Annotated in this window: 8 protein-coding genes; 1 reads left to right on the forward strand and 7 read right to left on the reverse strand. The window is 64.5% G+C overall.

The features are described 5' to 3' along the window. Both glgB and treS read right to left on the reverse strand, forming a co-directional pair. The coding region (gene glgB / locus WCE35_RS24815) for a 1,4-alpha-glucan branching protein GlgB (protein ID WP_424595949.1) at window positions 1-2,072 on the reverse strand (2,072 nt) is incomplete at its 3' end. After that, a complete protein-coding gene (gene treS, locus WCE35_RS24820; RefSeq protein WP_424595950.1) occupies window positions 2,069-5,374 on the reverse strand; it encodes a maltose alpha-D-glucosyltransferase in 3,306 nt (1,101 codons plus the stop codon). The genes treS and glgB, both read right to left, overlap by 4 nt. 298 nt (window positions 5,375-5,672) lie before the next feature. Here treS and malQ point away from each other — a divergent pair, with 298 nt between their 5' ends. Further along, on the forward strand, window positions 5,673-7,622 hold the full coding sequence (malQ, locus tag WCE35_RS24825) for a 4-alpha-glucanotransferase (protein ID WP_424595951.1): 1,950 nt from the start codon (window positions 5,673-5,675) through the stop codon (window positions 7,620-7,622). 100 nt (window positions 7,623-7,722) lie between these two features. Here the strand turns inward: malQ and WCE35_RS24830 are convergent, their stop codons facing one another. From WCE35_RS24830 to WCE35_RS24850, 5 genes are all read right to left on the reverse strand, one after another. Continuing rightward, window positions 7,723-8,526 (reverse strand): Cof-type HAD-IIB family hydrolase, encoded by an 804-nt coding sequence (locus tag WCE35_RS24830; RefSeq protein ID WP_424595952.1) that lies wholly within the window; start codon window positions 8,524-8,526, stop codon window positions 7,723-7,725. Beyond that, a complete protein-coding gene (locus WCE35_RS24835) occupies window positions 8,523-9,011 on the reverse strand; it encodes a gluconokinase (RefSeq protein WP_424595955.1) in 489 nt (162 codons plus the stop codon). Before WCE35_RS24835 ends, WCE35_RS24830 begins: the two co-directional genes overlap by 4 nt. A gap of 79 nt (window positions 9,012-9,090) precedes the next feature. After that, window positions 9,091-10,602: a glucose-6-phosphate dehydrogenase gene (zwf, locus tag WCE35_RS24840; protein ID WP_424595953.1), complete on the reverse strand. Its 1,512-nt coding sequence runs from the start codon at window positions 10,600-10,602 to the stop codon at window positions 9,091-9,093. Window positions 10,603-10,607: 5 nt separating this feature from the next. Next, window positions 10,608-11,615, reverse strand: a complete 1,008-nt coding sequence (gene gnd / locus WCE35_RS24845; protein WP_424595956.1) for a phosphogluconate dehydrogenase (NAD(+)-dependent, decarboxylating) — start codon at window positions 11,613-11,615, stop codon at window positions 10,608-10,610. Window positions 11,616-11,622: 7 nt separating this feature from the next. After that, on the reverse strand, window positions 11,623-14,282 hold a 2,660-nt coding region (locus tag WCE35_RS24850; protein ID WP_424595954.1), incomplete at its 5' end, for a bifunctional transaldolase/phosoglucose isomerase.

The raw sequence follows: 14,282 nt of genomic DNA on the forward strand, positions 1-14,282 counted from the left end.
GTCCGGACTTCCCCGATATTGCCGACATTGCTGCCGCCGTAATGCGCGGAGTCCGAATTGAATACCTCGTGCCACTTGCCGGCGAACGGCACCCGGACGCGGTAGTTGCGATAGACGTTCGGCGAGAAATTCACGACCACCAGGCACCTCGCCCGCGCGCCGTGGCCCTTGCGGATCCAGGCGAAGACATTGCCGCTGGCGTCATCGGTGATGACCCACTCGAAACCTGCCTGGTCGCAGTCCATTTCATGCAGCGCCGGCAGTTCGCGATAGAGGTGGTTCAGGTCGCGGACCAGCGCCTGGATGCCGGCGTATCGCTTCTGCTCGAGCAGATGCCAGTCCAGCGAATGATCGTGATTCCACTCGCGCTCCTGGCCGAATTCGCAGCCCATGAACATCAGCTTCTTGCCGGGATGGCCGAACATGAAGCTGTAATAGGCGCGCAAATTGGCAAAGCGCTGCCAGTCGTCGCCGGGCATGCGGCCGAGGATCGAGCGTTTGCCGTGGACCACCTCGTCATGCGACAGCGGCAGGATGAAGTTTTCCGAGAACGCGTAATGCAGGCCGAACAGGATGCTGCCGTGATGGTGTTTGCGGTAGATCGGATCCTTGCCGATGTAATCCAGCGTGTCGTGCATCCAGCCCATGTTCCATTTGTAGCCGAAGCCGAGCCCGCCATATTCGACCGGGCGCGACACAAGAGGCCAGGCGGTCGACTCTTCCGCCGCCGTGGTCGCCTGCGGAAAGCGCGCGAACAGCTCGCTGTTGAAGCGGCGCAGGAAATCGATGGCCTCGAGGTTTTCCCGGCCGCCATTTTTGTTCGGGATCCAGCCGCCCGCGGGCCGGCTGTAATCGAGGTAGAGCATCGATGCGACGGCATCGACGCGCAGGCCGTCGATGCCGTAGCGATCGAGCCAGAACAGCGCGTTCGACACCAGGAAATTGGCCACTTCGGTGCGGCCGTAATTGTAGATCAGCGTCCCCCAGTCGAGATGGCGTCCCTGCAGCGGGTTGGCGTGTTCATACAGCGCGGTGCCGTCGAACTGGCCGAGCCCATGCGGATCGTCGGGGAAATGCCCGGGCACCCAGTCCAGCATCACTGCGAGGCCTTCGCGATGGCAGGCATCCACCAGCGCCGCGAAATCCTCGGGCGGGCCGAAGCGGCTGGTCGGGGCGTACATGCCGGTCGGCTGGTAGCCCCAGGAACCGTCGAACGGATGTTCGCTGACGGGAAGAAATTCGACATGGGTGAAGCCGAGATCGTGCACATAGGCGGGCAACTGTTCGGCGAGGTCGCGATAGCTCAGCCACGCATTGTCGGCTTTGCGGCGCCATGAGCCGAGATGCACCTCATAGATCGAGACCGGCGCGCCGAGGGCGTTGACGCCCGGCGGCGCCGGGCGCGGACGCAAGATCCTGGTCGCGTCGAGCACGATGGAGGCCGTGCCCGGGCGCATCTCCGCGGCAAAGGCCAGCGGGTCGGATTTCAGCGGCTGATGCTGGTCGTGGGGACCGATGATGTCGAACTTGTAGTGGTCGCCGGCGCGGGCGTTGGGGATGAACAGCTCCCAATAGCCGACGCCGCGCACGCGCATCGGGTGCCGCCGCGCATCCCAGAAATTGAAGTCGCCGACCACGCTGACCCGCCGCGCGTTCGGCGCCAGTACCACGAAGGCCACGCCGTCGACGCCATCGAGCGTCATCGGATGGGCGCCGAGCCTGTCATAGACGCGTTGATGGGTGCCTTCGCCGAGCAGGTAAAGGTCGAGGTCGCCCAGGACCGGCGGAAAGCGATAGGGGTCGTCGAGGTCGACGACATTGTCGCCGAAGCGGGCGCGCAACTGGTAGCGCGTCGATCCGTTCGGCAGCGCGCCGGCGAACAGGCCGGCGTTGTGAATGCGCGAAAGCTCCGCCGTCTCGCCATGTTCGCCGACCGCCTCGACGATCGAGGCCTCCGGCAGGAAGGCGCGCACCACGTTGCGGTCGCCCTCGGCGTGGAGGCCGAGATAATGGAAGGGATCGGAGTGGCGGCCTTCGATGATCGCATAGGCCTCGGCAGGCAATTCGCTCATGCGGCCTCAACGGCGGGTTGCGACAGGATTCGAAGCATTCCGGTCAGCGGCACGCGCAGCCAATCGGGTCGATGCGCCAGCTCATATTCGATCTCGTAGAGGGCCTTCTCAAGCAGGAAGAAGTTCAGCATCCGCCCGGCGGCGTCCGGATCGTCCGGCCACAGCGGCTGACCGGCCATGGTCTCGCGGTAGGCGGCGAGGAACGCGGCCGTCGCGCGGTCGCGCCAATCGGCGAGCGCCAGTCCGAGCTTGCCATGCTCGTCGGACGCCACCTTGAGCGCGCGCTCGAAGGCGGCCGTGACCGAATAATCGATTGAGCGGATCAGGCCGGCGACGTCGCGCGCCGCGGGCGCCTTGCGCCGGCGTTCGGCGACGGTGCGCCGCGGCTCGCCCTTGTAATCGATGATGAAGATGTCATCCTTGACGATCAGCATCTGCCCGAGATGGAAGTCGCCATGCAGCCGGATGTTGAGGCCGGCGCTGTCGCGCGGCCGCAGCGCCTTCAGCCGAAGGGGCAGGCCGTCGTGCTGCGCCAGCAGCTGGTCGACCAGCGGACGATCGGCCTCCTTCAGCGCATCGCGCCGCTGCCTCAGCGCGTCGAACAGGCGTTCGGTGCGTGCCACGATGTCGTCGATCCAGCGCTGCACGTCCTCGTAGCTGGTCGGCTCGGGCGCAAATTCGGGCAGTTCCTTGCTGCTTGCGAGCGCGATGTGCATCTCGGCGACGCGCCGTCCGGTCTGCGACATGTAGCGCAGATAGGAGACATGGTCCTCGCTCTCGGCGGGCCCATGGTCGGTCTGCAGCAAACGCTGCTCTTCGGCGAAGCGATCTAGATAGGCCGCGCTCACGGTCCAGGCGTCGCCCTGATTGGGCACGAAGGCATGGACGGTCCCGATCGCACTTCGCCGGTCGCCCTCGACCAGTTCGACGGTGCCGAGCAATGCGGGCGTGTTGGCGAAGCCCGCGACCTCGGTGAGGAAACGCCCGATCTCGATCTCCGGATTGATGCCGCTCTCAAGCCTTCGGTAAATCTTGACGACGTAATCCTCGTCGACCAGCGTCGTGCTGTTGGGCTGTTCGGTCTCGACGACGCGAATTCGCTCGGGCTGCCTGACCGGCTTGTCGGCGAAACGGCTGGTCGGCCGAAATTCAAGCCGCAAACCCTGCTCCTCTTCCTTGACGGTCAGCGATTCCCGCAGGTTGCGCAACAGCAATGCGATAAAGAACTGGTCGGTGGCGACGTCGAGCAGCGTCCCCTCGCGGGCGCCCTGCCGAACCGCCGCGAAGGCGCGCGGATTATAGCGCTCGCGATCGAAGCGCACCCACTCGATCTGCATCGGCAGGACGTACCGGCTGGTGACGCCGCGTTGCGTGGTCTCGAAGAACGCGAGCCAGGGCCGGTTGTCGCCGATATTGCAGAACGGGATCGCGGAGACCAGCATCGGCTGGATCGCCTTGGCGGAGCGCTCCGGATACCAGCGCGTTCGCGCCAGATGGCCGGGCAGGACGTCACGTTCGAACACGCCGCGGGTGCGCGCCAGCGATACCCAGGTCGCGCCCGTCGGCACCACCAGCGTCTCGAATTCGGGCACCGCCCGCGGCGCGACGGGCTCCGACTTGTCGCGCTCCCGGAGCTGGAACCAGTAGAAGCCGTAGGGCGCCAGCGTGATCATATAGGGCAATTCGCCGATCGACGGGAAACGGGTGCGGCCGAGCATTTCCAGCGGGATGCGGTCCTTGAAGGCGGAGAGATCGAGTTCCGTCGCCTGCGCCGAGCGCGACAAATTGGCGACGCAGAGAATGACCTCGTCCTGATATTGACGCACATAGGCCAGGACCGAGCGGTTTTCCGGGCGGATGAATGTCATGGTACCTCGGCCGAAGGCGAGGTTGGACTTGCGAACCGCGATCAGCCGTTTGGTCGCGCTCAGCAAGGACGACAGGCTGCGCGACTGCGCCTCGACATTGACCGACTCGTAGCCATAGACCGGGTCCATGATCATGGGGGCGTAGAGCCTGGCCGGATCGGCGCGCGAAAAGCCGCCATTGCGGTCCGGCGTCCACTGCATCGGCGTGCGCACGCCATTGCGGTCGCCGAGATAGATGTTGTCGCCCATCCCGATTTCGTCGCCGTAATAGATGATCGGCGTGCCGGGGAATGACAGCAGCAGCGAGTTCATCAGCTCGATCTTGCGCCGGTCATTGTCCATCAGTGGCGCGAGGCGGCGGCGGATGCCGACATTGATGCGGGCGCGCGGATCGTTGGCGTAGGTCGACCACAAATAGTCGCGCTCGACGTCGGTGACCATTTCCAGCGTCAACTCGTCGTGATTGCGCAGGAACAGCGCCCACTGGCAGTTATTCGGGATATCGGGCGTCTGCCGCAGGATATCGGTGATCGGAAAACGGTCTTCCTGCGCGATCGCCATGTAGATGCGCGGCATCAGCGGGAAATGATAGGCCATGTGGCACTCGTCGCCACGGCCGAAATATTCCTGCACGTCCTCCGGCCACTGGTTGGCCTCCGCCAGCAGCACCTTGCCCTTGGCGTAGGCGTCGAGCTCGCGGCGCAGCCGTTTGATGACGGCGTGGGTTTCGGGCAGGTTCTCGTTGTTGGTGCCGTCGCGCTCGCACAGATAGGGAATGGCGTCGAGCCGGAAGCCGTCGACGCCGGTATCGAGCCAGCGCTTCATCACCTGCACGATGGCGCTGACCACGCGCGGATTGTCGAAATTCAGGTCCGGCTGGTGCGAGAAGAAGCGATGCCAGTAGAACTGGCCGGCTTCGGGATCCCAGGTCCAGTTCGACTTCTCCGTGTCGGTGAAGATGATCCGGGTGCCCTGGTATTTCTGGTCGGTGTCGCTCCAGACGTACCAGTTGCGCGCGCTCGATTGCGGATCGCTGCGGCGGGCGCGCTTGAACCAGTCGTGCTGGTCGGATGTGTGATTGACGACGAGCTCGGTGATGACGCGCAGGCCGTGCTTCTTGGCTTCCTGAATGAAGCGCTTGAAATCCTTCATGGTCCCGAAGTCGGGATTGATGTCGCCGTAGTCGGCGATGTCATAGCCGTCGTCGCGGCCGGGCGAGGGATAGAACGGCAGCAGCCACAGCACAGTGACGCCGAGATCCTGCAGATAGCCGAGTTTTTCCGTCAGGCCCGCGAAGTCGCCGATGCCGTCATTGTTGCTGTCGGCGAAGGCCTTGACGTGCAGCTGATAGATGATGGCATCCTTGTACCAGAGCTCGTCGCCGTCCTCGGTGGCGTTGGCTGGTTTTGCGTCGATGGATGACAGCACATTCATGGCGTGACTTTCTTACGCCAGACAGCGGAATAGCGGGGCAGGATAAAGCAAGGCGCCGCCGGCGGCGGCGCTCTCGACAGTTTGCGCTGTCTTGTTCACGATAATGCCGCCATTGACACGGAAATGACGTCCCGGTTGCGCAAAGGGTGCGCTCCAGACGTATCTACAAGACCGGTCGTGGGCATTGGTTCCCTGGGGAACGGTGGGGGCGGCAATGCGTTGAACATGCTCTATCCCATTCCTTTATTTGGACAATTTCGCGTCGCCTTTGTTCTGTCGCGTGCAACCTCCGTGCCTAATGGACCTTATCGCTCAAGCCAGAAAACAGGGAATCCAGACCGAATATATTGACGGTCAGGGTCGCCGCCATGTGGCGGACATGGCGGCGCTGAAGCTCATCCTCAATGCCCTGCCGCCGCTGACCGCGCGCCGTTTCATCGGCCAGCCGGTCGTGGTCCGATCCGGCTGGCCGGCGCGAAGCGAACTATCGCAGGCTGCCACGTTGCCGGTCGAATGGGAAATCGTCGACCGTCGCGGGGTCATGGCGGCAGGAAACAGCCGTGATCGGTCCATTGTCTGGCCGCAGGATCTGCCGCCGGGCATCTACCGGTTGCATCTGACCGACGCCGCGTCATCCCGCGAAGAATTGCCGCTGATCGTCGCGCCGGCTACAGCCTTTGGCGGCGATTTCGACCGCGGCTGGCTGCTGGCGGTCCAGCTCTATGGCGTGCGCTCGGCACGCAACTGGGGGATGGGCGATTTCACCGACCTGCAAGGCCTGATCGAACTGGCCCATCATTTCGGCGCCGACGGTGTCGGGCTCAATCCGCTCCATGCCCTGTTCGACGACCGCCCGGGAGATTGCAGTCCTTATTCGCCAAACAGCCGGCTGTTCCTCAACGCGCTCTATATCGACGTCGAGCAGCTCGCCGAATTCCGCGCGGATGACGCGCCCCTGGACGGACTGGCGCGCCTGCGGGCCAGCGACGTCGTCGATTATGCCGCCGTGGCCGAACTGAAATGGCGGGCGTTGAGATCGGCCTTCGCGGCTTTCAAAAGCGACCCGGATCTCGAGCGCCGGCAGGATTTCGAGAATTTCCGGGCCGAACGCGGCGCGCCGCTGTCGCGCTTCGCCTGCTTCGAGGTGCTGCGGCACAAATTCAAGGTACCATGGTGGGAATGGCCGGACGAATGGCGGCAGCCCGAGGCGGCAAAATGCGACAGGCTGCGCGGCGGGCCGCAAGCGGCCGAGATCGAGTTTGTCGAATTCGTGCAATGGATCGCTGACCGGCAGTTGGGGGCGTGCAAGGCTCTCGCCGGCAAGCTCGGGATGAAGGTCGGACTCTATCTCGATGTCGCGGTCGGCGTGCAGGGCGACGGGTTCGATGCCTGGAACGAACAGGCGGCGATTTCCCGGCATCTCGCCGTCGGCGCGCCGCCGGATCCGCTCAACACCGCCGGCCAGAACTGGGGTCTCGCCGGCTTCAATGCGGCCGGTCTGGAGCTGCGGTCGTTCGAGCCGTATTGCGAAATGCTGCGCGCCTCGATGCGCCATGCCGGCGCGATCCGGCTCGATCATGTGCTTGGCCTGAAGCGGCTTTATCTCGTGCCGCACGGACTGGGCGCCGCCGCCGGCGCCTATGTGCGGATGCCGTTCGAGGCGCTGCTGGCGGCGACCGCGCTGGAAAGCGCATCGCACCTGTGCGTGGTGATCGGCGAAGACCTCGGCACGGTGCCGGAGGGCTTTCGCGAGCAGATGGCCGATTGGGGCATCTGGTCCTATCTCGTCATGATGTTCGAGCATGACGATCACGGCACGTTTCGCGGCACCGATCACTACCGGGCCAATGCGCTGGTCACCTTCAATACCCACGACCTCTCGACCTATGCCGGCTGGCGCGCCTTCAGCGATCTGAAGCTGAAGCGATCGCTCGGGATCGATCCCGGCGAAAGCGACGCGGCGCGCTGGCATGCGCTGACCATGCTGGACGATGTGCTGCGGCGTCACGGCATCGACGGCAACGATCTCTATGCGGTGGCGAATTTCCTCTCGCGGACCAGATCCCGGCTGCTCGCGATCGCGCTGGAGGATTTGCTCGGCCTGACCGAACAGCCCAATATTCCCGGCACCGTCAACGAACATCCGAACTGGCGGCGCCGGCTCCCGGTGCCGGTCGAGCAGATCGCATCCGCGATCGACGTCGCCGCGCTCCGGAGCGCCACGCGCGAACGGTCGACGGCGCGATGAGGAAGAAATGAAACCGGCGGCGTGAAGTACGCCGGGGCCGCCGGCCATCGATCGAGCGCGGTGAGCCTGCAGCCCGCATCCACGGGGAATAATCGCAGCTTCATTCGAGCCGCAGAACCGTCTCGATCGCGCCGGCAAAGCCTTCGTTCTCATTTGACGTCGTTACATGGGTGGCGTGTTTCTTGACGTCGTCGGCCGCGTTGCCCATCGCGAAGGAGATGCCGCTGCTGGCAAACATCGGCAGGTCGTTCTGCATGTCGCCGATGGTCGCGACCGCCTCGGTCGCGATGCCGAGCCGCCTCGCGATCGCTTCGACAAAGGTGCCCTTGTCGTGGCCGGGCGGCGTGATGTCGAGATAGTAGGTCTGCGAGCGAACCGCGGTGGCCTGCGCCCCCACCGCCGCCTTGATCGCGGCTTCGCAGCGCCGCAGCAGCGCCACGTCGGAACTGGCGCCGACGATCTTGCAGGCGCCGGCCAGATAGGGCGTGAAATCCGCGATGATGGTCGGGTCATGCCTGATCGCCCGTTTCTCATCCGCGACATATTCGCCATCGGGGTTGCGCGTCAGCCATCGGTCATTGGTGAACAACCAGATGTCGACGCCGAATTCCAGCAGCACATCGATGCTGCGCTCAGTCACCGCGGGCGGGATCAGGTGCTGCTCGATCGGTTGCAACTGGACGTCGACGATCGAGCTGCCATTGAAGGTCCCGACCGGCAGCGTGATCGCCAGCGGTGCAATCAAAAATCCCATGCCGATCGTCGGCCGGCTGGAGACGATGGTAAAGCCGATTCCGGCCGCGTCGAGCCTGCGCACCGCGCGCCTGGCGCCATCGGTGAGCGTCTTGTCCTTTGTCAGCAGCGTGCCGTCGACGTCGGAGATCACGAGCGCGATGCGGGTCATGAGCGATGCAGCCTCAATTGGCGGATGATGTCATCCACGATGGTTTCGACCGCTGCATCGACCGACACCGTCACCGGGTTCTCCTCCGGGACCGGCGGCTCCAGCGTCCTGAATTGGCTCTCCAGCAATCCCGGCGGCATGAAATGTCCCTTGCGCGCGGCGAGCCGGCCTGCGATCAGCTGCGGTGTCCCGTCGAGAAAGACGATGCGGACGTCGTTGCGCCCATGCACGAGGATGGCGCGATAGGCGCGCTTCAGCGCCGAGCAGGCGACAACGGCCCGCTCGCCGGCGTCGCAGATGCGGTCGATCCGATCGGCGATCGCCCGCAGCCACGGCCAGCGATCTTCATCGCTGAGCGGATGGCCGGCGCTCATCTTGGCAACATTGCTTGCCGGGTGAAACTTGTCGCCGTCCTCGTAGCGCCAGCCGAGACGCCCGGCCAGTCTGTCGGCAATGGTGCTCTTGCCCGAGCCGGAGACGCCCATCACGACGAGGGCGCACGGAAATGTCTCATCGCTCACGAAAATTCTCCAGCGACGACCTTGCATGGACCGCCCGGCGCCATCAGCCGGGTTTCCGCCAGCTTCGCCCGTCACGGCTCAGCAGCGCATTGGCCTGCTCGGGTCCCTCGCTGCCGGCTCGATAGATCTCCAGCCCCGTGACGCCAGCCCTCTTCCAGGCATCGAGGAACGGCTGCACCGCCTGCCAGCCGGCCTCGACGCCGTCGGCGCGCTGGAACAGGATGTTGTCGCCGATCATGCAGTCATGAATCAGCGTCTCATAGCCGGTGGAGGGCTCGGCCTTGAAGTAGTCCCTGTAGCGGAATGTCATCTCGACGCCGTCGATGTTGACGGTCGGACCCGGCACCTTGGTGTTGAACTGCAGCGTGATGCTTTCGGTCGGCTCGGTGCTGATCACGAGATAATTCTGCGACAGCCGATCGACCGCCGTGTCGCGGAACATGGCAAATGGCGCCTGCTTGAACTTGATGGCGATTTCGGTGCGCTTGGCGGTCAGCGCCTTGCCGGTGCGCAGATAGAACGGGACGCCGGCCCAGCGCCAGTTGTCGATGGTCAGTTTCAGCGCGGCGTAGGTTTCGGTGGTGCTGTCGGGTCTGACATCCCTGGTCTTGCGATAATCCTCGATCTCGGTGTCGCCGATCTTGCCGCCACAATACTGGCCACGCACCGAATTGCGCAGCGCCTCTTGCTCGCTCTGGGTCTGGATCGCCGCCAGCACGTCGGCCTTTTCGGAACGCACCGAATGCGCATCGAAGCGGATCGGCGGCTCCATCGCGACCAGCGACAGCAACTGGAACAGATGGTTCGGCACCATGTCCCGCAGCGCGCCGGTCGCGTCATAGAAGCTGCCGCGATGGCCGACGCCGAGCTTTTCCTCGACGGTGATCTGCACGTGGTCGATGTGGTTGCGGTTCCAGATCGGCTCGAACATGCCGTTGGCGAAGCGCAACACCAGGATGTTCTGGACGGTTTCCTTGCCGAGGTAATGATCGATCCGGTAGATCTGATGCTCCTCGACGAGATCGAGCAATTCGCCGTTCAGCGCCCTGGCCGAAGCGAGGTCGGTGCCGAACGGCTTTTCCACCACGAGCCGCCGCCACGGGCCGTTTTCCGCCAGCATGCCGGTGCGACCGAGCTCCTTGCTGATCGGCAGGAACGCATTGGGCGGCGTTGCCAAATAAAACAGGCGATTGCCGCCGGTCTGGCGCGCGGCTTCCAGCCTGTCGAGATGCTCGCGCATGGCGTCGAACGAATCGGGGTCTTTGGGGTCGGCTTCGATGCATGTGACGCATTGCAACAGGTGCCTGGCGATCGCATCATCCACCGGGCGGGTCGCGAACTGGCGCAGACCCTTGAACAGGCTGTCGGTCAGCTCGGCGTTCGACATGCCCTTGCGGGCGATGCCGACCACGCAGAGCTTATCGGGCAGCAGGTTGGTCGCCGCGAGATTATAGAGGGCCGGGATCACCAGCCGGTGCGCGAGATCGCCGGTGACGCCAAAGATGACAAAGGCGCAGGGATCGGGCTGCCTTTGTTTGACTTGACCCACCGCCATCGGGCTTAAGCCTTTGGCCTGGATGTGCCGGTCGCATTGTTCGGTGGCTCCCTGTGGCCGCCGAAACCGGCGCGCATCGCGGACAGGATCTTTTCGGCGAAGGTGTGTTGCTTGCGCGAACGAAAGCGTGCATAGAGCGCGGCGGTGAGCACCTCGGCCGGCACCGCCTCGTCGATCGCGGCGTTGACGGTCCAACGGCCTTCGCCGGAATCCTCCACGAAGCCGGAATAATTGTCCAGCGTATGGTTCTGCGCGAGCGCCGACGCGGTGAGATCGAGCAGCCAGGACGGGATCACGCTGCCGCGCCGCCAGACCTCGGCGATATCGGCGATATCAAGATCGAAACGATGCTCGGCCGGCAGCGCCTCGATATTGGCGTTCTTCAGGATGTCGAAACCCTCGGCATAGGCCTGCATCAGGCCATATTCGATGCCGTTGTGGATCATCTTGACGAAGTGGCCGGCGCCGACCGGGCCTGCATGAATGTAGCCCTGTTCAATGCGGGGATCGCGGCCATCGCGCCCTCCGGTGCGCGGAATGTCGCCAATGCCAGGCGCCAGCGCCGCGAAGATCGGATCGAGCCGGTCGACCACGGGCTTTTCGCCGCCGATCATCATGCAGTAGCCGCGCTCGATGCCCCAGACGCCGCCGCTGGTGCCGACGTCGACATAATGCAGGCCGCGCGCCTTCAGCGCCTTGCCACGGCGGACATCGTCCTGCCAAAAACTGTTGCCGCCGTCGATGATGACGTCGCCGGGCTGCATCGGTTCTGCCAGCGCGTCGATGGTGGCCTCGGTGATCCTGCCGGCCGGCAGCATCACCCAGGCGATGCGCGGCTTGTCGAGCTTGTCCACGAAATCTTCCAGCGAACAGGCGCCGGTGGCGCCATCCGCCGCCAGCGCCGCGACCGCTTTCGGATCCATGTCGTAAACCACGGCGGCATGCCCGTGCTTCATCAGCCGGCGTACGATATTTCCGCCCATCCGGCCGAGGCCGATCATGCCGATCTGCATCCTGGGCTTACCCCTCACCGGGAGCTTCTGATATCGCGGCATCCAGCGCCGCGAGCGCGGGGCCAAGGTCGCCCTTCAGATGCACGCGCAGCGCCCGCCGGCCGCGCTCGGTCAGCACGTCGAAATCGCCGCGCGCCTGCGCCGCCTTGATCACGCCGAAGCTTGCCTTCTGGCCGGGCACCGGCAAGTCCTCGGCATCATCGGCGGTGATCTGCAGGAACACGCCGCTGTCGGGCCCGCCCTTATAGGCCTGGCCGGTCGAGTGCAGGAAGCGCGGGCCGAATTCGGCGCAGGTTGCGACATGGCATCGGTCGCGCACCGCAAGCCGCATCTTCTGCAGGGCGTCGATATGGGCCTGGTTGCGCTCGATATAGGCCAGCAGCGCGACATAATCGCCGCTGTCCAGGCGCGAGAGATGCGCCTTGATCCAGGAGCCGGGATCGCCATCGGCGCCGGCGCTGCGCAGCTCGGCGGCGTTTTGCTCGTCGGTGTAGAGATCGACGTCCGCCGACGACGCCACCGGTTTCTCCGCCGGCAGCGCGCCGGACTTCTCGAATGCGCCGGTCAGTTCGCGGGTCTTGATCTTGGCGGCCTCGACGTCGGGCTGGTTGAACGGATTGATGCCGAGGATCGCGCCGGCCACCGCGGTTGCGATCTCGAAGCGAAAGAATTCCTGGCCGATATGATCGATCGATTTCATGACGATGCGGACCACGGGGTGTCCGGCCTTTTTCAGCGTGACGAGTTTTCCATCATGCGCCGTGTCGTCTTCGCCCTCGGTGCGCAGGTCGATGAAGAAGCGGTCATTGCCGTAAGTCGCGGGATCGCCCAGCGGTTCGCCGTCGATCGGGATCAGGCCCTTGCCGTCCTTGCCGGTCGATTCCGCGATCAACTGCTCGGCCCAGGCGCCGAAACCGGCGACCTTTTTCGACGACGAGATCGTCACCTTGTCGCGGCCTTCGAGGCCCGCGAGCCCCATCGCTAGCCCAAGCTGCACCCCGGGATTCTCGTGCGGCGGCACGTCAGGACCGCAGGAGCGCACCATCGAAAGGGTATGATTGATCAGGCTTCGGACATCGATGCCCGCGGCCGCGGCCGGGACCAGCCCGAACGGCGACAACACGGAGTAGCGCCCGCCGATGCCGGGGTCGCCATGGAAAATGCGGGCAAAACCCTGCCTGGTCGCGGCCTTCTCAAGCGAGGAGCCGGGATCGGTGACCGCGATGAAGCGGTGGCCTGCCGCCTCAGTGCCGAGCGTCTTGACGACGCGATCGAAGAAATAATCCTTCATCACATTCGGCTCGGTGGTGCCGCCGGACTTGCTGGAAACGATGAACAGCGTCCGGGAGATATCAATGCTCGCTTCCATCGTGCGCACCTGCGCCGGATCGGTTGAATCCAGCACGCGCAGTTTCGGAAAACCCGGCTTTTTGGCAAAGGTTTCCGCCAGCACCTCGGGACCGAGGCTCGATCCGCCCATGCCGAGCACCACGGCGTCGGAAAAATTCTGTCCCTTCACGCGCTGCGCGAAATCCTCGTAATCGGCGATGTCCGCCGTGGCGGCGCTGTTCAGCCAGCCCAGCCATTTGTTCTCGTCGTCGCCGGTCCAGACCGAATTGTCCTTTTGCCAGAGCCGGCGGATTGTCGCCGATGCGCGCCAGTCTTCGGCGCTTTTTCTGGCGGCCTTCTCGATGCTGGCGCTGAGTGACAGTTTCTGCCGGTCGATGCCGCCGCCGAGCGATGCCGCGCGCTTGTGCGCGACCGCGCCATAGAGCTTGTCGGCGGCATCAGTGAACTGCTTGACGCCGTCCTTGACGAGTTCGGCGGCAGTCGCCTCCAGCGAGATGCCGGACATTTCGAGCTCTTCCAGCACACCCCGCGCATCCTCGATGTTCTCCTCGAGGCTGTCGCGCGGCTGGCCGTGATCGCGGAACGCATCGAGCGTCGCCGGCGGCACGGTGTTGATGGTGTTGGGTCCGATCAGCTCCTCGACATAGAGCACGTCGCTGTAGTCCTTGTTCTTGGTGCCGGTCGAGGCCCACAACAGCCGCTGCGGCCTCGCCCCCTGGGCGCTCAGCCTGTCCCAGCGTGCGCCGGAGAACAGGCGCTTGTAATCCTGATAGGCAAGCTTGGCGTTCGATACCGCGACCTTGCCCTTCAGCGCGGCCAGCCGCGCTTTCTCGGCCGGGTCGTTCGCCTTTGCGATCTTCTCGTCGATCTGCTTGTCGACGGATGTGTCGATACGGCTGACGAAGAAGCTGGCGACGCTCGCGACATGGGCGGGATCGCCGCCCTTGCCGACATATGTTTCGAGACCCCTGAGATAGGCTTCCGCAACCTGGCGGTAGACTTGCTGCGAGAACAGCAACGTGACGTTGATGCTGATGCCTTCGCCGATCAGATGCTCGATCGCCGGCAGGCCTTCGGCCGTCGCCGGCACCTTGACCATCAGATTCTTGCGGGCGACGTCCTTCCAAAGCCGTTCGGCCTCGGCGATGGTGCCGCTGGTGTCGATCGCCAGATAGGGCGAGACTTCCAGGCTGACGAAACCGTCCCCGCCGTTCAATCGGTCGTAGACCGGACGCAGCACGTCGGCGGCATGCCGGATGTCCTCGACCGCGAGCTGCTCGAACAGCTCGGCGACCGGACGGTCGCCTTTTTTCAAGG

The sequence above is a fragment of the Bradyrhizobium sp. genome, from assembly GCF_049691595.1.
GTDB lineage: Bacteria > Pseudomonadota > Alphaproteobacteria > Rhizobiales > Xanthobacteraceae > Bradyrhizobium.

Coding starts and splice junctions, on each gene's coding strand:
- treS (WP_424595950.1), bottom strand. CDS start 5,374: ATGAATGTGCTGTCATCCATCGACGCAAAACCAGCCAACGCCACCGAG.
- zwf (WP_424595953.1), bottom strand. CDS start 10,602: ATGGCGGTGGGTCAAGTCAAACAAAGGCAGCCCGATCCCTGCGCCTTT.
- gnd (WP_424595956.1), bottom strand. CDS start 11,615: ATGCAGATCGGCATGATCGGCCTCGGCCGGATGGGCGGAAATATCGTA.
- malQ (WP_424595951.1), top strand. CDS start 5,673: ATGGACCTTATCGCTCAAGCCAGAAAACAGGGAATCCAGACCGAATAT.
- WCE35_RS24835 (WP_424595955.1), bottom strand. CDS start 9,011: ATGGGCGTCTCCGGCTCGGGCAAGAGCACCATTGCCGACAGACTGGCC.
- WCE35_RS24830 (WP_424595952.1), bottom strand. CDS start 8,526: ATGACCCGCATCGCGCTCGTGATCTCCGACGTCGACGGCACGCTGCTG.